This is a genomic window from Salinibacter ruber DSM 13855, from assembly GCF_000013045.1.
Classification (GTDB): domain Bacteria; phylum Bacteroidota; class Rhodothermia; order Rhodothermales; family Salinibacteraceae; genus Salinibacter; species Salinibacter ruber.
This window is the reverse complement of sequence record NC_007677.1, coordinates 551,450-574,259: the sequence shown is the minus strand read 5'-3', so window position 1 is coordinate 574,259 and position 22,810 is coordinate 551,450. Positions and strand designations below refer to the sequence as shown.

Here is a 22,810-nt window from a genome sequence, read left to right as displayed (position 1 = left end):
CGTAGATGCGAGGGGCCGTTGCGGGCCGTGTCTCGTCGCCCGCAAGGGCCGTACGGGCGCTATCCCGCGATCTCGTCGACGCTGTATTTGCCGGGGCCCACGAAAACGAGGCTCAGGAAGACGAAGCCGTAGACGAGCGCGCTCTCCGGACTGCCGTCGATCATGCCGGTCATGTGCGCGGTGGCGGCGACCCCCATGTTGATCACGAGCAGGAGGGCGGCCGGGCGGGTGAACAGGCCGAGGACGACGAGCAGGGCGCCCGCAAACTCCGCAAAGGCGGCCATAAACCCCCAAAAGGTCGGGACGAAGCCGAGACCAAAGAGCTCCATGGTGCCGCCCAGTCCGGCCCACTGTTCGGGCCCCCCGAGGATCTTGCCCCATCCGTGCCCGATGGCCATGTACAACCCGATCGTCCCCCGGAGCAGAAGCAGGCCCAGGTCGCGAAACTTGCTGAGGTGCGTCCAGATCATAGCTCGACGTGCAGTTGAAGAAAGCTGGGTGAACCCGCTTCAAGTATAGAAAACGGCGGGCAGTTTGTCGAGCGGGGTCGTCTGGTCGGAGACAACGTGGGGGGAGAAGTCCCGCGTGCCGCGTCGAAGAGCCCCCCGAGGCGCGGCGCGAAGGGGCCTACTCGATCGTCCACGTTTCGCCGGAGCGGAGCAGCGCGTCGAGGTCGCCGTCGCCCTGCTCCGCGGTGACGGTGTCGATCTGCTGGTGCACGCGCTCCGCGTACGTGGGCCGCTCCGTGCGGTGGATCACGCCGAACGGGCGGGGCAGCTGTGTGCCGGTCTCGTCGAGGCGGGGAATCGGGTCGCCGTCGTCGTCCTGCCACGACATGCGCCCGAGGATGGTACCAAGCTCCTGCGAAGTCTCGTCGTGCACGAGGCAGTCGTCGACCGACCAGTCGTCGGCCTCCAGGTCAATCACCTCGGGCTGGAGGGTGTCGAGCCGAATGCCCCTCGTGCCGTTGGCGAACGTCATCGGTTCGCCGTGCTCCAGGAAGAGCGCGCGTTCGTCTTTTGTCTCCCGCTCGGTGAATTCAAAGAAGGCCCCGTCGTTGAAGATGTTGCAGTTCTGGTAGATCTCCAGGAAGCCGGTGCCATCGTGGTCGTGGGCCGCGCGCATCATGGCCTTCATGTGCTGCGGGTCGCGGTCCATCGTGCGCGCCACGAACGAGGCGTCGGCCCCCAGCGCGACGGAGACGGGGTTGAAGGGACGGTCTACGGAGCCGTAGGGCGTGCTCTTCGAGATGGTGCCCGCGTCGGAGGTGGGGCTGTACTGGCCCTTCGTGAGGCCGTAGATCTCGTTGTTGAAGAGCAGGATCTGCGTGTCGAGGTTGCGGCGCAGGACGTGGATCAGGTGGTTGCCCCCGATGGAGAGCGCGTCCCCGTCCCCCGTCACCACCCACACGTCCAGCTCCGGGTTGCTCGTCTTGAGGCCCGTGGCGATGGCCGGCGCCCGGCCGTGGATGCCGTGCATGCCGTAGGTGTCCATGTAGTACGGGAAGCGCCCCGCACACCCGATGCCACTGATGAACACGACGTTCTCCTTGTCCACCCCCAGGTCCGGCAGCAGGCGCTGCACGGTGGACAGGATGGCGTAGTCGCCGCACCCGGGGCACCAGCGCACCTCCTGGTCGGACTGGAAGTCCTCGCGGGACAGGGCCTCGCCCGCCCCGTCGCCGCCGTAGCCGGGCGGGAGCGTGGGGCCGTCGTCTCCGTCGTCATCACTGCCGGGCGAGGGCGGGCCCGCGGGTTTTTTTGCCCCCGGCGGCCCGGCCGGTTTTTTCGTGCCCGGGGCGTCCGATTCGCCGTTCTCGCCCCCCAGCCCCGGGGGAAGATCCGGTTTCTTCGTGCCGGGCGATGTCTCCTCGTCGGACGCGCCCTGGTCTTGATCGTCGCTGCCATCGGCGAGGCCGGGCGGGAGGTCCGGCTTCTTGGTGCCGTCGGGCGTCTGGCCGTTTGGGCTCGGGTCGGGCGTGTCGTTGCTCATCGGTTCGTGTCGGGTCCGTCAGTGGGGATGCTTTCCTGGAGCGACGTATTTCGTATTGCGTATTTCGCACCTCCGCCTCGGACCGATACGCAATACGAAACACGCAATACGGCGAAAGGAAGAGGGCAAACGAATCTCAGTCTGGCAGACAGTCATGCAGGGGCCGGTCTCCCAAGAAGAGAGCCAATCTTCTCCACAATCTCCTCCGCCCGGAAGGGACGCCCCTGGATCTTGTTGAGGGGCGTGAAGTCACGATTCGGGTACTGGTCGCGCAGGACGCGGATGAGCTGGCCGTTGTTGAGCTCGGGCACGAGCACGTGGTCGAAGCGCCCGAGCACATCGGCGAGGTCCGCCGGCAGGGGCCACACGTGGCGGAGCACGACGCTGCCGACACGACGCCCCCGGTCGACGGCCCGTTCGGTGGCCTCTTCAATCGCGCCCTTCGTAGAACCCCAGCCGAGCACGAGCAGGTCGCCGTCGGAATGGCCGTACACCTGCGTCGGCGGAATGTCCTGGGTCACGTTCTGCACCTTCTGCGCCCGGATCTCCACCATCTTTTGGTGGTTCTCGGCGTCGTAGGACACATTGCCCGTTTGGTGCTCCTTCTCCAGCCCCCCGAGGCGATGCTCCAGGTCGGGCGTGCCGGGCCGGGCCCAGGCACGGGCCAGCGTCTCCGGGTCGCGCACGTACGGCAGGAACTGGTCGTTGCCGTCCTGGTCCTTGTGCATCGTGCGCTCGGTCGCCTCCGTCTCGAAGTCGACGTCGAACGCCGGGAGCGTGTCGGTGTCGGGGATGCGCCACGCCTCCGACCCGTTCCCGAGGTAGCCGTCGGCCAGCACGAGGACGGGCGTGCGGTACTTGACGGCGATGCGGCACGCCTCGTAGGCGGTGTGGAAGCAGTCGCCCGGCGAGGTGGCAGCGAGCACCGGAAGCGGGGCCTCGCCATTGCGGCCGTACACGGCCTGCAGGAGGTCGCCCTGCTCCGGCTTCGTGGGCAGGCCGGTGGAGGGGCCGCCGCGCTGCATGTCGATCACGACGAGGGGCAGCTCCGTCATCACCCCGAGGCCGATTGTCTCCGTCTTGAGGGCCACGCCCGGGCCGGAGGTGGCGCACACGCCGAGGTCGCCCCCGAAGCTGGCGCCGAGCGCCGAGGTGGCGGCCGCGATCTCGTCCTCGGCCTGGAAGGTGATGACGCCAAAGTTCTTGTGCTCGCTCAGCTCGTGCAGAATGTCGGACGCCGGCGTGATGGGGTAGGAGCCGTAAAAGAGGCGCAGGTCGCTCTTCACGCTCGCGGCCACCAGCCCCAGGGCGAGCGCCTCCGCCCCCCGCACGGCGCGGTAGGTGCCGGGCGCCATCGCCGCCTCGTTCACCTCGTACCGCGTCCCGATGGCGTCGACGGTCTCCCCGTAGTGGAATCCCTTCTCGAGAACCGTCAGGTTGGCGTCCCGAATCGCCGGCTTGTCGCCAAACTTCTCTCGGATCCACTCCTGCGCCGGCTCCACGGGCCGGGAGTACATCCAGAGGGCCAGCCCGAGGGCAAACATGTTCTTCGACCGGTCGACCTTCTGCAGCGACAGGTCCGTGTCGGACAGGGCCTCGCGGGTAATCTCGGTCAGGGGCACCTCCTGCACCTGGTAGTCGTCCAGCGTGCCGTCCGTGAGCGGATTCTGGTCGAGGTCGGCCTTCGTCAGGTCCTTCTCCTCGAAGGCGTTGACGTTGACGATGATGGTGCCGCCCGGCCGCACGCGGTGGAGGTGCACCTTGAGCGCCGCCGCGTTCATGGCGACGAGCAGGTCCACCTTCTCGCCCGGCGTGCGCACCTCTTCGGCGCCGAAGTGAAGCTGGAAGGCGCTCACGCCAAAGGTGGTGCCGGCCGGGGCCCGAATCTCGGCGGGGTAGTCCGGCAGCGTCGCCAGGTCGTTCTGGGCGTAGGCGGAGGCGAGGGTAAACTGCGACCCGGTAATCTGCATTCCGTCCCCGGAGTCCCCAGCGAAGAGGACCGTAGCTTCGGGGATTTCCTTCGTATCTGTCGTGTCGGCGGGCGCGCTCATCCGTATCGTTTAGATCCGTTCTAAATTGGCGGCACGTTCAACGCTGGTCCCCACCCGAAGGTTCGAGTGCGGGGCCGCACGCGGGGTCGTCCCCCCGCTGCTTTCAACTGGGGTTCACGCCGCCAGGGCGCGCCGGTCGGGATCGCCTCTGCCGGTTACGACTCCGCAGCGTGTGCCCCGTCTTCGTCCTCCGGTGACGTGTGGAGCCCACACTCCGTCTTGTCCCGGTCGCTCCAGCGTCCCTCCCGCGAATAGCCGTCGGCCTGGTCCACCGGCTCGGTGCACGGCACGCAGCCGAGGCTAGGGTAGCCCTGGTCGTGCTTCGGATTGTAGGGGAGGTCGTGCTCGAAGAGGTACTTCCAGACCTCCTTCTGCGTCCAGTTCGCCAGCGGGTTGATCTTGAACACCCCGTACTGGCCTTCCCAGGACAGGATGTCCGTGTCGGCGCGGCGCTCGGACTGGTCACGCCGGACGCCGGTAATCCAGGCCCGGCGGTCGTCCAAAAAATTCCGGAGCGGCTTCACCTTGCGGAGGAAGCAGCAGCGGTTCGGGTTTCGGTTCCACAGCTCCTCCCCCTCCTGCTCGGCCTGCTCGTCGAGCGACAGCCCCCCGTGGACCCGCGTCACGTCCACGTCGAGCCGCTCGTCCAGGTCGTCGCACAGCTCGTAGGTCTCCGGGAAGAGCAGGTCGGTATCGAGGTAGAAGACCGTCGTGCCGGGCCGGAGGTCGGCCAGCATGTGCATGATGACGATCCCCGACGGGCCGAATCCCGTCCCCTGCGCCAGGTCGTCGCCGAAGGTGTGCGTAGCCCAGTTGAGGATGGCTTTCGGGCCGTGCGGCTCAAACTGCGCGTTCAGGGCCGCCAGTCGCGTACTCGACCAGGGCGAGGCACTTTCGTCGGAGGCGAAGGCCATTGCGGCGAGGGACCGTGAACGAAGAGCAGGAGAACCTGGGTTGGCACCCGATTTGCACCAGATTGATTCAAAACAAGGGGCTGGCGCGATGGTCGTCAACCGCCCGGGCCCGCGAAAGCGGTTCTGTGAAATCCGCGGCCCCTCCATTGCGTAATTCTTTGCCGGCCGGTAACAATGTGGCCGTGCATTTTTCGGAGACGCCTTCGTTTTTCCGTATTGGCTCGGACCCACTGGACGCTGTCCCCAACGCCATGATCAGTTACGCCTCCACCACGCGCGGCATCACGGTCACCGTACGGCCCATCTACCTGGACGAGCCGTCCGACCTTCTGGAGCGCGAGTTTGCGTTCGGGTATGCCATCCAAATCGAAAACACCAGTCCGAACGAGGTCCAACTGCTCCGGCGTCGGTGGATCATCGAGGCGGGCAACGGCAGCCGGCAGGATCTGACCGGCGACGGCGCGCTCCGGCCCCATCCGGTGATTGCGCCCGGCGAGACCCACGTCCACGACGGGTCCTGCACGATCGAGTCGTTTAGGGGGACGGTGGAGGGCAACTACCTCGTGCAGCGGGCCGACGGGGAGCAGTTCCGCGTCTCGGTCCCGCCGTTCCCCCTGCACGCCGCGGCGAATTGAGCGTGTTGCGTATTTCGTATTGCGTATTTCGTGTCTGGTGGAGGAAGCAATTCCACGCAATACGCGTCGCGCAATACGCACCGTTCTCTCCGAGAGAGCGTCGTTCCCGCAGAATCAGTGGCGGGTCCCCGAGCGGATGCCGCGTCCATCAACTCGCCACGACCTCAATCTCGATGTCGTAGTCGTCGGTCGTAAGGGTGATCGTCTGGTTCTCGTTGGTGAGCCCGTAGTCCGTGATCGCGTCCGGAAAGGTGTCGTCCGGGGCGCTCATGTTGAACAGCGCGTCGGCCACCACCTGCCAATCTTCCGGCGTGAGGTGCACGGTCGCGTCCCGTCCTTCGGCGACCATCGGCGCGTATTCGAGCACCTTTTCGAGGTGGTTGATCGCCTGCTTGAGGTGCTTGTTCTCGGGGATGTCGGAGTCGAGATTGGCCATGTCGGAGGCGGCAGCGTCCGTAGAATACCGAGTGGCTGCGCTCAACGAGGGGGCTCGGCGGCACGTTCCCGGGCAGGGGCATGGGGGCGCGGGGGTAGAGCGTGTAGGAGCATGGGGGTGCAGGGGTGGAGAGCACGGACGTGCCGGGCATGCCCCATCGCCCCTCGATCCTCGTCAAGCACGGGCACACTCCAGACCGCCCCGAATCGGTGCCAGACATTCTGAAAACGGAGACACGCCCCCTCTGCGCCCCACAACCTGCACCCCGCCGACGCGTTGGGGTCCTCGAACCATCTTCTCGCTGCCCCTCGCTCTTCTCCCCCCACGCCCAGATGCGCCAATACCTCGACTACCTCCAGGACATCCTCGACCACGGCACGCGGCACGAGGACCGCACCGGCACGGGCACCATTCGCGTGTTTGGGCGACAGCTTCGGTTCGACCTGACCGAGGGCTTCCCGCTGCTCACCACGAAGCGGGTGTGGATGCGCGGGGTGACCGAGGAGTTGCTCTGGTTTCTGCGGGGGGAGACCAACATCCAGTCCCTGGTGCAGGCCGACGTGTCGATCTGGACGGACTGGCCCCTGCAACGGTACCGGGACGAGACCGGCGACGAGATCAGCCAGGAGGCTTTCGAAGAAAGAATCGCCACAGACGACGCCTTCGCCGAGCGGTGGGGCGACCTCGGACCCGTCTACGGCACACAGTGGCGCGACTTCGAGGGGCCGGAGGGGCGGGTGGATCAGATCGAGCGGCTCGTCCGTGGCCTCCGCGAGACGCCCCACTCGCGCCGCCACGTCGTGAGCGCCTGGCATCCTGCTCAGATTGAGGACGCCGCGCTTCCGCCGTGCCACTACGCGTTCCAGTGCTTCGTGGAGGGGGAGCCGGGCGACGGGCGCCTCTCGCTGATGTGGCAGCAGCGCAGTGTCGACAGCTTCCTCGGCCTTCCGTTCAACATCGCCAGCTACGCCCTCCTCACCCGCATGCTGGCCCAGCAGGCGGGCCTCACGCCGCACGAGCTCATCTTCAACGGCGGCGACTGCCACATCTACCAGAACCACGTGGAGCAGGTCGAGGAGCAGTTGACCCGCACGCCCTACGACCGGCCCACACTCCGCCTCCGCCAGCGCGACTCGATCTTCGAGCATGCCGCCGACGACGTGACGATTGAGGACTACGAGCACCACCCCGCCCTGACGGCCCCAATCGCCGTGTAGAACATGCGGCCTGCCTCAGAACGAGATCTGCATCCGCGTGAGGAGCAGCGTCTCGGGGTCACGGGCGGGCCCCGCCCCGACGGCCTCAAACCCAGTGCGCTCCATCCCGAGCATAACACGCACCATGGCGTTGGGGTACCAGCTCAGGGTGAGCCCCCAGGCCGTTGCCCCCGACGCCGCCGTGGGCGCCGCGAAGGCCGGAAACGCCTCGTCGTCGAACGTGACCCCGTGGACGCGTCCTCCCAGTTCGATCGCGCCCGTCCCCCGCTCGGCGCCGAAGGGATCGTCGGGGACCACCTCGCCCTCCCGGGCGTCCTCTCCCGTCAACACCACGGCGGCGCTGGCCTGCCACGCGCGGTGCGTGAGCGTCTCCTGGTCCGGCCCGCGCCGTGCCGTCTCCGTCGTCACCGTGTACGTCCCCAGCAGCTCCACCGGCCCCGCGTACAACCGGGCCTGTGGCGCCAGGCGCCACCGCCGGCCGTCCGCCCGCGCCTCGTCTCGATACCCGAAAAACGACTGCCGACCCGTCGTGCGCAGTCCCGTGAGCGCCGGCGTGCCCGCCGTCCCGGTCACCGTCCCCACCGTCCCGGCCAGCCCCACGCCGAGCCCCTTCCACATCCCGTTCGTGCCCGCAAACGGCACCACGAACACCCGTCCCGCGGCCTCTTTCGCGTCGTCCACGTCCCCCCCTGGCTCCGACGCCCCGGGCGCCCCGTTGAAGAGCCCGAGCGCGTAGTGCAGCCGCCCCGCCCCCACATCGCCCGCAAGCATGACGCCCACATCGCGCTCCGGGACGAGCCCCGACGGAAACCCCCGCTCAACGTGCATCAGGCCCGTCGACGACGATAGGACTTCCAGCCCCACCGGCACGTTGAACCGCCCCATGCGCAGCCGGAGGGCCGGGGCAAACCGGGCCTCGACGAACGCGTCGTCAATCTCGGGACCGCCGATCCCGAAGTCGCTCCGGAGGCTGAACGCAAACCGGTCGTAGACGCGCCCCTGAAGGCGGGGCCGGGCACGCCGGAGGAAAAAGCGCTCGGCCCCCGCCGGCTCCGTCGTGCCCGAAAAGAAGCGCGCGTCGGCGTAGAGGTCGCCCCGGAGGCGAAGTGCAAACGCACCGTCGCCGGACACGACCCGAAACCCCTCCTTCCCCGCCTGCGCGTCCCCGCCCGCCCCCGACGCACCGCCCGTTTGCGCCATTCCCAGATTCCCGATCCCGACTCCCCCTAGGACCGCGAGCAGAACGACGAACAGACGTGGGCAGGCGGTACTCATACGGGAGATATCGAACCGGAACGTCGAGCGGCGGCTGTGAGGTAACGAAATTGTTAACCAGCTCTACCGATCACGCTCAAAAGTGTTACCGGTCCGCAACGGCACGCAAGGAGAAAATTCTTTGAGACCACTCGGGGTCAGAACGGCAGCGCCGTCTGCACACGGTAATAGAGCTGTACGTCATCGCGCGTCCCCACCTGGGCGGCCGGCTGCGCCACCCCCAGGGCGTGCCCGACCCGCACGCCGAACAGGCGCAGGGCATTTTTGACCTCCACGCCCGTCCCAAGCTGCCGCGTTCCTCCCCGAAGGTCGGCGTCCCGCCACACCATGCCCCCGTCCACGAACACCGAGAGCGTCGTGTGCCCGAGGCCGATGAGCCCGAGCACGTTGGTCTGCAGGCTGGAGGCAACGGGCACGCGGTACTCGGCACGCCCGAAGGCCGCCCGGTTGCCCAACACGTACTGCCGGTAGCCGCGCACCCGCTCGGCGTCGCCCAGCGAGACCGGCACGGCGCCGGGCAGGGGCAGGTCGATCGCGTCGTAGCGCGAGAAGCCAATGTAGTCTTGCGGGAACGACGCTCCGGTCTGGGCCTGCAGCCGCCCGTAGAGGAAAACCCGGTGGTCTCCGATGCTCGGATACACGGCGTATCCCGCCACGTCCCCGCGCAGGAACGAGCGGTCGCCGCCCAGCACCTCGGCCGCGCCGGTGGCCCGGAGCCGGAGGCCCCACCCGTCCAGCGGGTGCACGAGGGTGTGCCGGGACGGCGGTTTCTTGCGGCGCAGAACCTGGAGACGCACGCTTGCTTGCTGCCCGGCCTGAGGAGGGGAGAGGGGCCCGAGGGCCGTAAAATCGTCCGGGTCGAGCGGGTTAAGGTCGGCGTAGCGCAGTCGGGTAGAAAACGAGGTCGAGACGTAGGGCGCCACGTGCCAGTCGAGCGGCCACCGCACCGTGAGGGCGCCCCCCGTTCGGTCCTCCACGAGCAGGTCGTTCCCGTAGATGCGGCCCGACGAGGAGGCGCTAAACAGGCTAAGGCCAATCGTGGGGCGTAGCTGCCGGTTCAGGTACGTCGCCACGACCTCGCTCTTCTCGTCCGGGTCGGTGAAGGAGACGCTGCCCGCCGCGTTGAACGTATGTGTGCCCAGCGGCTCGGTCCAGGACGTCACCCCCGCAATGCCAAAATTGTCGGTGGACGTGTAGTACGGCAGCGCCCCCGACGCCCGGTGCGTGAGGTTGGAGAGGGCGTCGTAGTCGCTTCGGGTCTCGATCAGCGACGGATCGGGGGCCAATTGCTGTGGGATGGTGCGGGGCGGCCGGGTCGTCGTCCAGTCGTCGTACTGCCCCGGCACCGCGGGGGCGATCGACCGCGCCGTGCGGTGGGCAGGAAGGCGGAAGGCCCCGTCGCGCGCCTTCGAGAGGGCCGTAGAGGTCACGAGCGCCCCCTCCGGAGCGGCACGGCTCGACTCGGCCCCGAAGGCCGAGTCGGCGGGCACCCAGTCGTGCACCGTGGCGCCGCGGACGAGGTGGGTGGCGCGGCGGTGCGTGTGGGTTGACAGGTCGTAAACGAGGGCGTTGGGGACGCCGTCGCGGAGGGAGGTGTAGGCCAGCTGCGAGCCGTCGGGGCTCCACACGGGCCGCCGGTCGTCGGTCGCGGGATCGGTGAGGGCGGTCGACGCCCCCGTGTCCAGGTCGTAGAGGACCAGTTCACGCTCGGCCTCGGAAACGCGGGCGAAGGCCAGGGTGTCCTGCGTGGGGTGCCACCGGAGCGCCGTGATCTGCACGTCGCCCTCATAGTCCGTCACCCGCGTCGTCCCGCCCGTCTTCAGGGCCCGCAGGTGGACGTTGGCCGTGCCGCCCTCGGTTGCCACGAACGCGAGGCGGTCCCCGTCCGGCCCAAACGTGGGGGCCGAGGTGCGGCGGCCGTGTGTGAGGCGGCGCTCGTCGGTCCCGTCCGCATCGACCACGAACACATCGTCCACGAGCGAGCCGTGCGCGGCCCGCGTCCGCCGACTAAACGCGATCCGCTCGCCGCTGGGATGCCACGCCACGGGCGGCTCGATCGCGCCTTCCGCCCCCCTCGTCACGGCGCCGGTCGACGGGTCGATCACATGCAGGCGGCGCACCGGCCGGGCCGGCGAATGCTGGGTGAGCGCGGCGATGCGCGACGTATCGGGGCTGTATGCCAGGCCGTCCACGTACCGCCCCGGCACCGCAAGCGTGTCGGTCTGGAGCGAGTCGAGGGTTTCGAGCTGGCTCGCGAGCGTGTTGTAGTAGACGTTCACGTCGCGCCGCCACTGCTCGTAGAACGTCTCGTAGGACTGCCCGGCGGTCGCCCGAAACGCCGCCTCGAAGTCGTGCACCTCGGCGAGCCCGAACAGCACGTCCGTCTTGTGGTGGAGCAGGTCCGTGAGCGTCGAGTCGCCGTGCTGCTGGGCGAAGTAGCGCACCTGGCTGTGGCCGGAGGCGTAGAGGAGGCGCCCGTTCCAGAGCGACCGGCCGTCGTCGTAGGCGAGGGCGTCGTCGAGGACGGCGGCGCGGAGCCAGCGCTCGCCCCGTTGCGCGTTCCACGTCTCCGCCTGGTACTGCGCGAGGCCCTCCGTCCAGACGCGCGGAAACGAGCCGCCGAGCGCGAGCGCCCAGACGCCCAGGCCCGACCGCGCCGCCTCGTAGTGGAAGATGTGGGTCAGCTCGTGGGCGAGCACGAGACGGAGCCAGGAGGTGGCTCCCGAAAAGGAGGCGGCCCAGTCGTTGGTATTGACCCAGATGTCGGTATAGCCGGTGCCGAACGGGACCGCAAAGCCGTTGACGATGGCATCCTGGTCGCTCAGATAGACACGGATCCGCTCATCGAACGCCACGTCCAGGGTGGCCGAGAGCGTGTCGTAGGTCGCCTCCGCGATCGGCGCGGCCTCGGCGGCGATGTCGCCGAGGCGGGCGGGGTGGACGACCTCGAAGTGCTCCGTCGTCGCCACACGCCAGTCGATCTCGGGGTGATTGCGGCCGGTCACCGTGCTGAAGCTCTGGGCCTGGGCGGTGCCCGTCGTCGCACAGAGGAGCAGGAGAGCGGCGACCACGTTGCGGATGGTCATCGTCGGGTCGAGGCGGTGAGGTGTTTTGGTGCTGGGGTGTTGGTGTCTTGGGCGTGGGCGAGAGGGCGAATGGGAGAAGGGGCGAAGCTGTGTTGGCGTGAGGGAAGAGTCATGAGAGATGAGTCATGAGGGGTGGAGTAGGAGCTCAGTCGGGATTATTCAGACAGCTGAGTCGGAGATCCTCCCATTCGCCCTTTCTCCCCCTCCCCCATTCGCCCCTTCCCCATTCTCTCGTTCAGATCGGAACTCCGGTTCCGGGACCACCACGCGACACGTCGAATCGGCCCCGAACGGCAAAATCAGAGACTGAGCTGCTCGCGGAACGCACGGGACCGGCGGCGCGACAGCTCCACCTCGGTCCCGTCCTCCAGCGTGGCCTTCAGCTTATCCGTCGCCCACGGCGTCACGTCGGCGACCCACCGCAGGTTGAGGATGTGCTGGCGGCTGGCCCGAAAGAAGCGGTCGGGATCGAGTCGTTCTTCGAGGTAGCTGAGGGAGCGATGGGTGAGCGGCTCCTCCCCGTCGAAGTAGAGCCGCGTGTAGTTCCCCGCCGCCTCAAACAGGCGCACGTCCGCCAGCCGCACGAACCAGCACCGCTCCCCGTCCTTCACGAACACCTGGTCTTCGGCCGCAAGGGGAGATCGGGACTCCTCGTCGCCCGCCCCTGCGGCCTGCGGCCCGTCCTCGGCGGCCCGCGCCTGCACCGTCTCGATCGCCTGCGCCAGGCGCTCCGGCTCCACCGGCTTCACGAGGTAGTCCAGCGCGTTGACCTTGAAGGCGCGGATGGCGTACTCGTCGTAGGCGGTTACGAACACAACGTGCGGCACCGCATCAAGCCGCGTCAGCAGGTCGAACCCGCTGTCGCCCGGCATCTGCACGTCGAGCAGCAGCAGGTCGGGATTCTCCTCGTGGACGGCGGCCTCTGCCGCGTCGGCGTTGGCGGCCTCGCCGGCCACCGTCACGGCCCCGTGGGGCTCCAGCAGGCGCCGAAGCTCTCGGCGCGCCAGGCGCTCGTCGTCCACGATGAGGGTACGGAGCACAGGGGGAGACGCCATGCCGGATGCTACGGGGTTGTGCGGTCGTATAGCATGTCGGAGCTGGGCTTCGTTCTCTGGTCAGTCGCGGGCCGCAAGGGAGACCCTCCCCTGCACCACGGTCGATTCGGGGACGGCCCGGACCGGAAGCACCGCGGTCGCGGAGACGGTCTCGGCGTCCGTATTTTCTACGGTCAGCGACGCCTCCGTCCCGAAGAGCAACCGCAGGCGCTCGCGGGCATTGTCCAGCCCGGTTCCGCCCTCCTCCGTGTCGAGGGTCCCGGGATTGGTCACGCGGATGTGAAGGGCCCCGTCCACCACCCTGCCCCGGACCGTGATGACGCCGCCCTCCTGGCAGCACGCCACCCCGTGCTTGATCCCGTTCTCCACGAGCGTCTGCACCAGCATGAACGGAACCGGGTGCGAGCGTGCCTCGTCGTCCACCTCAATTCGGTGACGGAGCCGGTCCTCGAAGCGCACCTTCTCGAGCTTCAGGTACGTGCGCACGGTCGACAGCTCCTCCTCCAGCGGTACGGTTTTCATGTCGTCGGCCTGAAGGGTGCTCCGGAGCAGGCGGGCCAGACGCGTCACCATGCGCTGTGCGCCGTCCGGATCTTCGGCGATTAGGGCCCGGACGCTATTGAGGCTGTTGAAGAAGAAGTGGGGGTTCAGCTGCAGCTTCAGGGCCTTGAGCCGGGCCGTCTCGGCCTGGGCCTCCAGCTTCCACTTGTCCACCTCGGCCTGCCGGTAGCTCCAGAAGTAGTGGACGCCGAAGTAGATGAGCGACCACAGCATCAACAGAATCCACATGTTTACGACGGAGGCCAACAGCATCCCGATTTCCGATTGGACCTCCTCGTAGAAGTCCCGCTCCAGCACGTAGCGTCCCACGCCGTCCATCGTGAGGTGCAACAGGAGGGCAACCGTGAGGGTCGCCCCCACGACGCGTGGCGCCAACTGGCCCAGCGACATCTGCGTCCACTCGCGGCGCTTCGCGAGGTGCCGGTAAAGATGGGTGTACAGCACCCCTGCCGCAATGAACACGACGTACGACACGCCCCACTTCCAGGTAATGGTCTGGAAGAACGAATACAGGGTGAGGCGCATCACCGAGTATCCGGTCCACCCGCCGAGCTGACAAATCCAGTAGGCGTGTCTCCGAGACATCGTCGGGGGGGTCGTCGGGAGGGTGTCGGCTCGAACGAGGATGTCCACAAACGGGTCGAGTGGGCCGTCAGGTTCGGAGGGGCGTCGGCACCACGTGACGGGGTCAGCATGCCGGCACCGGCGGGGAGATGGCCCCCTTCAATGAGCGGGGCGAGGCTTCGCTGGGGAGGCGTCACGGCCGGGGCCGTCCGTCGTCCCGCCCTCGACCACGAGGGAAGATCAAAAGACGAGACGCGACTGCGTCCGGGCATCATCGTTCGTCGGGCCATTCCTCCGCTCATCGACCGCAGTCCCCATTCGTCGAAGCCTCCTTGCGCTGGCCGAAAATGGCACGTATGCTTATGAATCCAGCGTCTGCGGTGTCCCCGGGCGTCCGGCGGCCCGACGTTCATCGAGGACGGCTGTACGCATCCACACAGACTTTTCGAGCGGTGGGGCCCCGAAGTGCCCCGGTCGACGGTTGACCGGGGGCTTCGGGTCCTTATTTTTTGGGCCTGGGCCGGCAGTTCGGAGGCCGAACGGAATCTCGCGGCCCGTCCCCCCGTACGAGCAAAGGTTCGTCGGTTTTTGCCTCCCCGTGTTCCGCAACGTGCCCGACCTCACATCCTGCTCCGCCGTTGAGTTGGCCCGTCGCATTCGTGCCCGCGAGGTCTCCGCCGTCGAGGTACTGGAGGCGCACCTGGACCGCATTGAGCGCCAAAATCCGGCCGTCAACGCCGTGGTGACCCTCGACGCGGAGCGGGCTCGCGCCCGGGCGAACGCCGCCGACGCGGCCCTGGCCCGGGACGAGGTGTGGGGCCCCCTCCACGGCGTCCCGTTCACCGTCAAGGACCAGTTCTCGACGGCCGGCCTGCGCACCACGTACGCCCTGCCCCACTACGCCGACTTTGTGCCCGCCGCGGACGCCCCGCAGGTGGCCTGCTTGAAGGAGGCCGGGGGCGTCCTGATGGGCAAGACGAACCTGCCCCTGGCGGCCTACGACTGGCAGTGCGACCATCCAAATTTTGGCCGTGCCAACAACCCATGGGCGCTCGACTGTACGCCCGGTGGCAGCTCGGGCGGCTCCGCGGCGGCCCTTGCGGCGGGCCTCACGCCGCTGGAGCTGGGCGCGGACGTGGCCGGCTCGATCCGCATTCCGTCCCACTTCTGCGGCGTGGCGGGCCTGCGTCCAACCGAGGACGGGCCCCTCCGGGGCATCCGCCCGCCCGACCGCCCGGCCACCGTGCGCCACATTGCCGTCGCTGGGCCCATGGCCCGCACGGTAGAGGACCTGCAGCTGGAGTGGGCGGCGCTCTGTGGGGCCGACCCGGCAGCGTCCGCACCGGCGACGCCGTCCCCCGATGCCCTCCGCATCGCCGTGACGCCGGAGCTGGGCGGCGTCCCCGCTGACACCGACACCCAGCGTGTGCTCCGCGACGCCACCACCGCCTGGGGCGCCGCCGGGTGCGAGGTCAAGCGCCGGCCCGCTCCGTTCGACGTGGAGGACGCGTTTGACACCTGGGCCCGCATCCAGGGCTTCGAGCTCACGGCCGGCCTGCCCGCCCCCCTGCGCACCCCGCCGTTGAAGCAGCTCGTGTGGCAGGGCTACGTCCGGTCCAAGTTCGGCTCGCTCGCCGGACGCATGGCGAAGGGCGCCTCGCTCGGCCCCCGCGGCTACTTTCGGGCCCTCGACCGCAGGGCCGCCCTCGCCGACGGCCTCGACGCCTTCTTCGACGACTGGGACCTGTGGGTGACGCCCGTGGCCGCCACCCCCACCTTCACGCACCGCCCCACCGGGGCCGCCCGAACCCTTGAGGGCGTCTCGGTGCCCTACGCCCTCCCCATCGCCCCCTACAACTGCCCGACCGCCGTCCTGGGCCACCCCATCCTCACCCTGCCCGCCGGACGCACGCCGACCGGGCGGCCCATCGGCCTCCAGGTGCACGCCCGCCACGGAGCGGACGCAACACTTCTCGCGGCGGGCCGACGCCTGGAAGCAGTACTAGGCTGTGACCCGGCCCCTGCGTCCCTCGCCGAGGCGCCCCGTACCGACGACAGCGCCTGAATGGCGTTCTCTTCCGCTTCTCTTCCAACCTTTGATCTTGCCGCTGCCCTCATGCCCGAGCTCGTCATCATCGCCGCCGTCGCCGAAGACAACCGGGTCATCGGTCAGGACAAAGACCTGCCCTGGCACATCCCGGAGGACCTGAAGCGCTTCAAGCAACTCACCACCGGGCACCCCCTCTTGATGGGCCGCCGCACGTTCGAGTCCATCGTGCACCAGTTCGGCGGCCCGCTGCCCGACCGAAAGATGGTGGTCCTCACCACGCAGGACGACTACGAGGCGTATCCCGAGGTCGACACCTACGCGTCCGTCGACGCGGCCCTGGCGGCCCTGCCCGACGACGCCACCGTCTTCATCGGCGGGGGCGAGTCCGTCTACGAACAATTTCTCCCGCACGCCGACCGGCTCGAGCTCACCCTGGTGGAGGGCGCGTACGAGGGCGACACCTTCTTCCCCCCGTTCGAGCACCTCATCGGGGACGTGTTTGAGGAGACCGCCGTGGACGCCCGGGACGGCTTCCGCTTCGTCACCTACGAGCGGAAGAACGTGGACGTGGACTGATCGACCGGCTCCCGCGCAAAGAAGGCCTCGATGCGGTCGTGCTGGCGCCGCGCGTCGTTGTATCCGATCTCAAGGAGGCGGTCCAGATAGTCGGGCTGAAAGAGCAGCATGCTCCACCAGTCGGGCGGGGGATCGGTGCGCCACTGGACGGAAGACAGAAGCGTCCCCATGGCGCCACCGAGGTCCATCTGGTAGTCGCCCGCCAGGGCCCCGAGGTCGACCGACGGCCGCAGGACGAGCAGGTCGATGGGCCGCAGCGGCTCGTGCGTCCCGGGGCGCAGCTTCCGCACGAGGCGGTTGATGCGGCGCAGCACGGCGGCGTCGTGCTCCAGCACGTCGAGCATGAGCACGTTGGCAAGAATGCCCATCATCTGGAAGAGCGACGGGTAGGCCGGCGTGCGGGCCGACCGGTTGGCCTCGGCCTGGGACCGCTCGTAGCGGGTCGAGACGACGAAGAGGCGATCCGCCCCCAGGTGGACGGCCGGCGCGAGGGGATCGAGCATGCGAAGCCCCCCGTCGCCGTACCAGGCGTCGTCGAGGCGCACCGCCGGAAACACCATGGGTAGGGCCGTGGAGGCCATCACGTGGTCGAGGCCGAGGCGTGCCCGGCGCCCAACCCGGTTGGGACGCTCCCAGTCGTGCATCGAGCAGCCCTGCACCCACGTTACCGTCTGGAGGGTGGCGTAGTTGGAGGTGGAGATGGCAAGGCCCTTGAGGCGCCCCGCCTCCAGGTTGTCGGCCACGCCCGTGAGCCGCCCCGCGTCGTCCGTCGGTAGGCGCCGGTCGAGGTAGGCGCGGAGGGGGGATGTGTCCAGAAGGGTTTGTGTTTTGCTCGGCCTCCCCCACAGCATCGACCGCGCAATCGCCCAGGGGGAGCGCGGCGCAAATACATCGTCCGCCGTCAGGCCCTCCCAGTAGCGCACGAGCCGTGCGGTGCGGGCCTTCCACGGCCCGGGGTCGGCCGCGAGGTGGGCCGCGTTGATGGACCCCGCCGACACGCCCGTCATGAGCGGCATCGACGCGTCCGGGAACGCCTCCCCCACGTAGTGAAGGACACCGGTCTGGTAGGCGGCCCGGGCTCCGCCCCCGCCCAGCACGAGCGCCGCGGGCGCCTCCGCCGAGCCGTTGGGGTCCGGATCCACGGTCCCGTCGGACGATTCGTCGCTCATCGAAGGGAAGGGGGGATGCGAGCTTGCGTTGAGGCACCAGGTCTACCGCGGGTGGTGTCCGCGGCGTTGCGTTTCCTCCCACGCCCGACCGGCCTTCGGGTTCAGGAGGTGTGCCATCGATACCGACGCAGGACCTCGGGGTCCCGCGTGCGCTTCATCACCGTGCCGCACTCCTCACAGTAGAACACGACCTCCCGCAGGGGCGCCGAGACCCCGAGCATGAAGAAGAAGCCCGCGCTCCATCCGTACTGGGGCTCCACGGCCACGCGGGGATGGGTCAGGTCGTGGCCGCACGCACACGGCTCCTCGTCCACACGCTCGGCGAGGACCTCCTTCGTGCTCGTCGCCGATGCCGAGGCCACGGCCACCCCGCCCCCATTTTCCGTGGGCTCGGGACCGGGCTTCCGCTCAAAGTCTTCGTCGCGCCACCAAAGCTCCGGGGCTTCGTCCTGCAGCTCCGGCTCCCGCTCAAAAACGTACCGGTCGGCCGACCACTCGCCGGGCCCGAAGACGAACACAATCAGAAGCAAAACGAATACGAGGGCCGAAAACTCAAGGGACTGGTTGGCCGACAGGAGGCCCTGCTCCAGGTGGACCAGAAAAACGGCCCCGGCCAGGATGGGAATCTGCACGAGCGCCGCAAGGCGGGTGAGCAGTCCCGCGGCCAGCAGGAGCCCCCCCACCAGATGCGCGAACGTCACGTAGTGGGCAAGCGCCGCCGAGGCGAACGAAAACGCCGACAGGTCCACGAGGGCCCCTACGCCCTGACTCTCGTACGCAAACAGCACCCCGCGGACGAAGAGCCCGATGCCGAGATAGACGCGGACGAGATCAAGTGCGACCGTCCGGTGCTCGTTGATCCAGTCGACGACGTCACGATAGCGAGACATGGCTGGAACGGTGCATTTTACGCAGGGCGCGAACAGATCGTCACTCGGAGGGTGTTTGTGAGCGGCCCTCCATCTGCGTTTCACTTTTCTTTTTCTTCACAGAAACATGACGGGAGCGGCCCGTCCTCGTTCCCCCGGCCCTGTGGGGCCCCGTGCCCCCCACAAACAACTGACCGGGTCCAGCTTACAAGAACGACACGCCCGCTTCTTTTCCCCGTCCCCTTGCGCCCCATGGCCGACCCGCCCGCCTTCTCCGCCCTTCCGGACGACGCGCGCCTCTGGATCCACGCGACCGCCGCGCCGCTCGACGACGCCACACAATCGGCCCTGCTCGACCGGCTCTCGGCGTTCATGGACGGGTGGACCTCTCACCAACAGCCCGTAGAGGGGGCCGCGACCATTCTCGACGACCGGTTTCTGGTTGTCGCCGCCGCCCCGGTTGGAGGGGGCGACATTTCTGGGTGCGGCATCGACGACCTGGCCCACGCGATCGACGACGCGGCGTCGGCCCTGGACGTCGACTGGGTCCCCTCGCTGCACGTGCTGTACCGCACCGCCGACGGGGGCGTCGCCGCCGTCTCCCGCCGCACCTTTCAACAGCGTGCCGGCGACGGCGCCGTGACGGCGGACACGCCTGTGTTCGACCCGAGCCTCACCACGCTGGGTGCCCTCCGCGAGGGGGCGTTCGAGGCGCCCGCCCGCGAGTCGTGGCACGCCCAGCTGCTGGGCACGCCAGCCGCGAGCTAGAACGCCAGCGTCCCGCCGGTGCAGCGCGGGCCCCAGCTCTGCACCGGACACTCGTCGTGCGGGTTTTGTGTTGCGTGGCGCGCAGCATCGCGCGGTGCGCGAAGAAGGAAACCAAACAATCCGCCGTACGCCACACGCAATGCCTGGGGCGCCCCCTCTCCACTGCTCTCGCCCGCCCCCTCGACGCTCACGCCCGACCGTCTCATGGCCTTCATTCGGACCCCGTGGGAGGCCCTGATTTCGTGGCTGGCGCGGATGGAGCCGTCCCGCCGCGAGATCTTTCTGGCGGCCCTGGCGCTGGTGCTTCTGTTTGCCGTCGGCACTGCGGGCTACGTCCTGCTCGAGGGGTGGTCGGTGGCCGACGGGTTCTACATGACGTTCATCACCCTCTCGACCATCGGATTTCAGGAGGTGAGTCCCCTGTCCGATGTCGGTCGGTTTTTTACCTTCGGGCTCGGGACCACCGGCATCGGGATCCTCAGCTTCGTCGCCGTCCGCTCCGCCCAGCTTCTTCTCGTTAGCGACCGCCTCCGAGAACGCCGCATCATGAAACGAATCGACGCGCTTTCGGGCCACTACGTCGTCTGCGGATACGGACGGGTTGGGGAGCGACTCACCGAGGACCTGATTCAGGAAGGGGAGACGGTGGTGGTGGTCGACACCGACGAGGAGATTTGCGCCTCGCTGTCTGAAGCCGAGCGCCTGCACGTGCAGGGCGACGCCGAGGACGAGGGAACCCTCCGTGCCGCCGGGATCGAGCGGGCGCGGGGCCTGATCCTCACCCTCCCCGAGGACAGCAGCAACGTCTTCGTGGCCCTTACGGCCCGGGAGATGAACCCCGACCTCTTCGTCCTGGCCCGCACCATCGATCACGACAACCGGAGCAAGCTGCGCAACGCCGGGGCGGACAAGGTGATTGCCCCGAGCGAGGTGGGCGCCGACCGCATGGCACAGGTCGTGCTGCGCCCGCACACCGACGATTTTCTGGAGCGCGTCCTCCACACCAGTGCGCTGAGCCGCCAGATCGACGAGGTGCAGATTCATAAAAACGCGCCCTTGGCCGGACAGACCCTGGCCGAGAGCAATTTCCGCCAGCAGTTCGACGCCATCGTCATCGGCATCATCGATGCCGACACCGGTGCCATGACGTTCAATCCCTCCCCCACCGAGCGCATCGACGTCGGGGACATTCTCATCGTACTGGGCGAGACCGAGATTATCGACGCCCTCCGCGAACGCGTGTGTCTTCCGTAGCTGCCGGGCCCGCCGTGGAGAAACGGACCGTCCCGGCGCAGGTACACGTTCTCATCTTTTCGGCACAGCTCCTCTCCGATCCATGCACGCGCACAGGACGTTGCTCCTCGTCGGTCTCGGCGTGCTCCTGTTCCTGACGGGCCTATCCTCCCCGGCCGCGGCGCAGGGGTACTTCGACCAGTACGCCATCGAGAACATTCTGGCCCGGCAGGCCGACAATCTCAATGACCTGCCGGAGGTGTACTACGAGTACGCCGTGCTCGACGACCCGAGCGGCAACAGCGTGGTGGCCCGCGATCGGTTCTACCAGCGCATCGGGGAGGGAAGCTCCGAGACGGGCCGCAAGCGGTCCCAGCTCGTCGAGCTGCTCAACCGACAGACCGTCGAGAACACGCCCCTCGGCGACACGCTCGTCGTCCCCACCGAGTTTGGCCTCGACTTCCGGGCCTACTCCCCCTTTCCCCGCTACTACCCGGAGGCCCACCGCATCAAGAAGCTGTTCGTCATCCACAAGACGGTGCAGGCCTTCGCCGCGTACGAGTACGGCCGGCTCGCGCGCTGGGGCATCGTAAACACCGGCAATCCCGACTCCACCGCCACGCCGACGGGCCGGTTTAACTTCAACTGGAAGGAGAAAAAGCGGGTCTCAACGATGAGTCCGCCCGGGGAGGAGTGGACGATGCGCTGGGTCTTCAACTTTCACGCGGCCCGCGGCATCCACATCCACCAGTACTCGATGCCCACGGGCGGCCCCACGAGCCACGGCTGCGTGCGCCTCGTCGACGCCGACGCCGAATGGATTTACGACTGGGCCGAGCCCTGGCAGACGACAAAGGGGCACATGGGCCCGTCGTCCGGACGGGGCAGGCTCATAGAGCCCGGCACCATGGTGCTCGTGGTGGGCGACGATCCGGAGGGCTCCCCGCGGCCGTTCGAATACAGGGCCCAGTACCCGGTGCTGAGGCGCGTGGAGCTGCCGAGCAGTCCCTACGACGTGCCGGCCGGCACCAATCAGCAGGAAATGTGGGACCGGCTGCGGGAGCAGCGTGCCTCTCGGTGAGCGGGCCCCCACACCGGAACGTTCGGGGCAGGGAGAAACCATCAAGGCCCGTCCCCGCGGTTCTCAGCGCGCGGGGAACCGGTCCGTGACAACCGGCGGGCGGGCCCTTGACGACGAGTCGGGCAGGGGAACGCCGGCCGTCTGGCCCCCGGACAGCTCATTCATGACCGGCTGTTCACGAAAAACGCCGGCGTCCGCAATGGGGCGCAGGATGCGCCCGAAGCGCGGGAGCCATGCCTCGTGGTCCCACGAGAAGTACGTGAGGACGGCCTTGCCCACGACGTGATCCATGGGCACGAAGCCCCAGAACCGGCTGTCCTGCGAGTTGTCCCGGTTGTCGCCCATCGCGAAGAAGTAGTCCTGTTGAAACGTGTAGGTGGACGTGCGGGCCCCATCGATGGCAAAGGTGGAGTCCGTCATCTGGCGCGCGTCGTGCCCCTCGTACCGCACGATGACCGGCCTGTAGAGGGCCCAGTTCCGGTCCGTGAGTTTCACGGTGGTCCCTTTCGCCGGAATGTGAACGGGCCCGTAGTTGTCCGGCGTGTACCCTCGCCCGGAGGGGTACATGAGGTCGTTGTACTCGTCGCTGTTCAGAACGTAGGGCTCGATGGAGCGTACCCACGAGCGCTGGCGCATTTGCTTCGCTCCCTCGGGCGTCGCCAGCACGCGCACCGTCTCCGCGCGGTTGGTCCGTCGCACCTCGCTGATGCCCATCTCCTCCATGCGTCTCCGTGGGATCTGGTAGCGCGCGTCGCTCTTGGTGACGGTCCAGTACTGCTGCATGCCACGCCCCAGGGGCAGGGGATCCCCGTCGATGTGTACGAGCTTGTCCCGTACCGACAGGGTGTCGCCCGGCATGCCGATGACCCGCTTCACGTAGTGCACCTTGCGGTCGATCGGCTCGTCGTCCGGCGGATAGTTGAACACGATTGGGTCGCCCCGCTGCACCTCGGAGAACCCGGGCAGGCGGTGGTACGGGAACGTGACGCCTGGGAGGTGAATGGACGTCAGCGGGATGCCCAGCGAGACCGGCGTCCGGGGCCCGTAGTGCAGCTTCGAGACGACGAGGTAGTCCCCCACGAGGAGATTTTCCTCCATCGAGGGGGTCGGAATGCGGAAGAGGTCAAACAGGAGCGACCGCACGATGAGGACGATCACGACGGCCACGACGAGGGACTCGCCCCATTGTCGAAGCTCGCTCTTGCGCGCGTCGGCGTCCCGGCTCGAATCGTCGGTCGACATACTGGTGTGGGGGTGGAATGAGGTGGAGTGTGGTTC

19 protein-coding genes are annotated in these 22,810 nt (G+C 68.1%); 7 read left to right on the top strand and 12 right to left on the bottom strand.

Annotation, left to right across the window (positions count from 1 at the left end):
• Positions 1-59: 59 nt before the first annotated feature.
• The 4 genes from SRU_RS02270 to SRU_RS02255 all read right to left on the bottom strand — a co-directional run bounded on the left by SRU_RS02270 (position 60) and on the right by SRU_RS02255 (position 4,957).
• Positions 60-470: a DoxX family protein gene (locus SRU_RS02270; RefSeq protein ID WP_011403203.1), complete on the bottom strand. Its 411-nt coding sequence runs from the start codon at positions 468-470 to the stop codon at positions 60-62.
• Between the two features lie 157 nt (positions 471-627).
• Positions 628-1,992 (bottom strand): 2-oxoacid:ferredoxin oxidoreductase subunit beta, encoded by a 1,365-nt coding sequence (locus SRU_RS02265; protein WP_011403202.1) that lies wholly within the window; start codon positions 1,990-1,992, stop codon positions 628-630.
• Positions 1,993-2,144: 152 nt separating this feature from the next.
• Entirely contained in the window at positions 2,145-4,043 is a 1,899-nt protein-coding gene (locus SRU_RS02260) for a 2-oxoacid:acceptor oxidoreductase subunit alpha (protein ID WP_011403201.1), read from the bottom strand.
• A gap of 155 nt (positions 4,044-4,198) precedes the next feature.
• Positions 4,199-4,957 (bottom strand): phosphoadenylyl-sulfate reductase, encoded by a 759-nt coding sequence (locus SRU_RS02255; RefSeq protein WP_011403200.1) that lies wholly within the window; start codon positions 4,955-4,957, stop codon positions 4,199-4,201.
• Positions 4,958-5,208: 251 nt separating this feature from the next.
• Between SRU_RS02255 and apaG the strand changes: the two genes are divergently transcribed.
• Positions 5,209-5,592 carry a Co2+/Mg2+ efflux protein ApaG gene (gene apaG, locus SRU_RS15390; protein WP_162892917.1) on the top strand — a complete coding sequence of 128 codons (384 nt, stop codon included), beginning with the start codon at positions 5,209-5,211 and terminating at the stop codon, positions 5,590-5,592.
• Positions 5,593-5,740: 148 nt separating this feature from the next.
• Here apaG and SRU_RS02245 read toward each other — a convergent pair whose 3' ends face one another.
• Complete coding sequence (locus tag SRU_RS02245; RefSeq protein ID WP_231847297.1) at positions 5,741-6,028, bottom strand: hypothetical protein; 288 nt, start codon at positions 6,026-6,028, stop codon at positions 5,741-5,743.
• A 332-nt stretch (positions 6,029-6,360) separates the two neighbouring features.
• Between SRU_RS02245 and SRU_RS02240 the strand changes: the two genes are divergently transcribed.
• Positions 6,361-7,245, top strand: coding sequence for a thymidylate synthase (locus SRU_RS02240; protein ID WP_112903003.1), 885 nt, complete (start codon positions 6,361-6,363; stop codon positions 7,243-7,245).
• A gap of 15 nt (positions 7,246-7,260) precedes the next feature.
• Here SRU_RS02240 and SRU_RS02235 read toward each other — a convergent pair whose 3' ends face one another.
• From SRU_RS02235 to SRU_RS02220, 4 genes are all read right to left on the bottom strand, one after another.
• Positions 7,261-8,445 (bottom strand): OprO/OprP family phosphate-selective porin, encoded by a 1,185-nt coding sequence (locus tag SRU_RS02235; RefSeq protein WP_011403196.1) that lies wholly within the window; start codon positions 8,443-8,445, stop codon positions 7,261-7,263.
• A gap of 212 nt (positions 8,446-8,657) precedes the next feature.
• Positions 8,658-11,606 carry a BamA/TamA family outer membrane protein gene (locus SRU_RS02230; protein WP_011403195.1) on the bottom strand — a complete coding sequence of 983 codons (2,949 nt, stop codon included), beginning with the start codon at positions 11,604-11,606 and terminating at the stop codon, positions 8,658-8,660.
• A 299-nt stretch (positions 11,607-11,905) separates the two neighbouring features.
• Positions 11,906-12,661, bottom strand: a complete 756-nt coding sequence (locus SRU_RS02225) for a LytTR family DNA-binding domain-containing protein (RefSeq protein WP_112902997.1) — start codon at positions 12,659-12,661, stop codon at positions 11,906-11,908.
• A gap of 60 nt (positions 12,662-12,721) precedes the next feature.
• Positions 12,722-13,807 carry a sensor histidine kinase gene (locus SRU_RS02220; RefSeq protein ID WP_221231526.1) on the bottom strand — a complete coding sequence of 362 codons (1,086 nt, stop codon included), beginning with the start codon at positions 13,805-13,807 and terminating at the stop codon, positions 12,722-12,724.
• Between the two features lie 589 nt (positions 13,808-14,396).
• On the opposite strand from SRU_RS02220, the gene SRU_RS02215 reads away from it, so the two are divergent.
• Positions 14,397-15,851: an amidase gene (locus tag SRU_RS02215; RefSeq protein WP_237701853.1), complete on the top strand. Its 1,455-nt coding sequence runs from the start codon at positions 14,397-14,399 to the stop codon at positions 15,849-15,851.
• A gap of 51 nt (positions 15,852-15,902) precedes the next feature.
• Positions 15,903-16,412: a dihydrofolate reductase gene (locus SRU_RS02210; protein ID WP_103016487.1), complete on the top strand. Its 510-nt coding sequence runs from the start codon at positions 15,903-15,905 to the stop codon at positions 16,410-16,412.
• On the opposite strand, the gene SRU_RS02205 is transcribed toward SRU_RS02210, so the two are convergent.
• Both SRU_RS02205 and SRU_RS02200 read right to left on the bottom strand, forming a co-directional pair.
• Positions 16,382-17,581, bottom strand: coding sequence for a patatin-like phospholipase family protein (locus SRU_RS02205; protein ID WP_112902995.1), 1,200 nt, complete (start codon positions 17,579-17,581; stop codon positions 16,382-16,384). The genes SRU_RS02210 and SRU_RS02205 overlap by 31 nt on opposite strands.
• A 101-nt stretch (positions 17,582-17,682) precedes the next feature.
• Entirely contained in the window at positions 17,683-18,471 is a 789-nt protein-coding gene (locus tag SRU_RS02200) for a DoxX family membrane protein (protein ID WP_231847293.1), read from the bottom strand.
• Between the two features lie 231 nt (positions 18,472-18,702).
• Between SRU_RS02200 and SRU_RS02195 the strand changes: the two genes are divergently transcribed.
• The 3 genes from SRU_RS02195 (at position 18,703) to SRU_RS02185 (ending at position 21,532) form a co-directional block, all read left to right on the top strand.
• Positions 18,703-19,218 (top strand): hypothetical protein, encoded by a 516-nt coding sequence (locus tag SRU_RS02195; RefSeq protein WP_043551861.1) that lies wholly within the window; start codon positions 18,703-18,705, stop codon positions 19,216-19,218.
• Between the two features lie 204 nt (positions 19,219-19,422).
• Positions 19,423-20,472 (top strand): potassium channel family protein, encoded by a 1,050-nt coding sequence (locus SRU_RS02190; protein WP_221231527.1) that lies wholly within the window; start codon positions 19,423-19,425, stop codon positions 20,470-20,472.
• A gap of 82 nt (positions 20,473-20,554) precedes the next feature.
• Entirely contained in the window at positions 20,555-21,532 is a 978-nt protein-coding gene (locus SRU_RS02185; RefSeq protein ID WP_011403186.1) for a L,D-transpeptidase, read from the top strand.
• Between the two features lie 63 nt (positions 21,533-21,595).
• Here SRU_RS02185 and lepB read toward each other — a convergent pair whose 3' ends face one another.
• Positions 21,596-22,774: a signal peptidase I gene (gene lepB, locus SRU_RS02180; protein WP_011403185.1), complete on the bottom strand. Its 1,179-nt coding sequence runs from the start codon at positions 22,772-22,774 to the stop codon at positions 21,596-21,598.
• Positions 22,775-22,810 lie beyond the last annotated feature (36 nt).

Bases quoted from the DNA above. Each gene is read 5' to 3' on its own strand.
- SRU_RS02255 (WP_011403200.1), bottom strand. From the start codon at position 4,957: ATGGCCTTCGCCTCCGACGAAAGTGCCTCGCCCTGGTCGAGTACGCGA.
- SRU_RS02270 (WP_011403203.1), bottom strand. From the start codon at position 470: ATGATCTGGACGCACCTCAGCAAGTTTCGCGACCTGGGCCTGCTTCTG.
- SRU_RS02190 (WP_221231527.1), top strand. From the start codon at position 19,423: ATGGCCTTCATTCGGACCCCGTGGGAGGCCCTGATTTCGTGGCTGGCG.
- SRU_RS02220 (WP_221231526.1), bottom strand. From the start codon at position 13,807: ATGTCTCGGAGACACGCCTACTGGATTTGTCAGCTCGGCGGGTGGACC.
- SRU_RS02225 (WP_112902997.1), bottom strand. From the start codon at position 12,661: ATGGCGTCTCCCCCTGTGCTCCGTACCCTCATCGTGGACGACGAGCGC.
- SRU_RS02230 (WP_011403195.1), bottom strand. From the start codon at position 11,606: ATGACCATCCGCAACGTGGTCGCCGCTCTCCTGCTCCTCTGTGCGACG.
- SRU_RS02185 (WP_011403186.1), top strand. From the start codon at position 20,555: ATGCACGCGCACAGGACGTTGCTCCTCGTCGGTCTCGGCGTGCTCCTG.
- SRU_RS02235 (WP_011403196.1), bottom strand. From the start codon at position 8,445: ATGGCGCAAACGGGCGGTGCGTCGGGGGCGGGCGGGGACGCGCAGGCG.
- SRU_RS02265 (WP_011403202.1), bottom strand. From the start codon at position 1,992: ATGAGCAACGACACGCCCGACCCGAGCCCAAACGGCCAGACGCCCGAC.
- SRU_RS02245 (WP_231847297.1), bottom strand. From the start codon at position 6,028: ATGGCCAATCTCGACTCCGACATCCCCGAGAACAAGCACCTCAAGCAG.
- lepB (WP_011403185.1), bottom strand. From the start codon at position 22,774: ATGTCGACCGACGATTCGAGCCGGGACGCCGACGCGCGCAAGAGCGAG.
- SRU_RS02260 (WP_011403201.1), bottom strand. From the start codon at position 4,043: ATGAGCGCGCCCGCCGACACGACAGATACGAAGGAAATCCCCGAAGCT.
- SRU_RS02195 (WP_043551861.1), top strand. From the start codon at position 18,703: ATGGCCGACCCGCCCGCCTTCTCCGCCCTTCCGGACGACGCGCGCCTC.
- SRU_RS02200 (WP_231847293.1), bottom strand. From the start codon at position 18,471: ATGTCTCGCTATCGTGACGTCGTCGACTGGATCAACGAGCACCGGACG.
- SRU_RS02210 (WP_103016487.1), top strand. From the start codon at position 15,903: ATGCCCGAGCTCGTCATCATCGCCGCCGTCGCCGAAGACAACCGGGTC.
- apaG (WP_162892917.1), top strand. From the start codon at position 5,209: ATGATCAGTTACGCCTCCACCACGCGCGGCATCACGGTCACCGTACGG.
- SRU_RS02240 (WP_112903003.1), top strand. From the start codon at position 6,361: ATGCGCCAATACCTCGACTACCTCCAGGACATCCTCGACCACGGCACG.
- SRU_RS02205 (WP_112902995.1), bottom strand. From the start codon at position 17,581: ATGAGCGACGAATCGTCCGACGGGACCGTGGATCCGGACCCCAACGGC.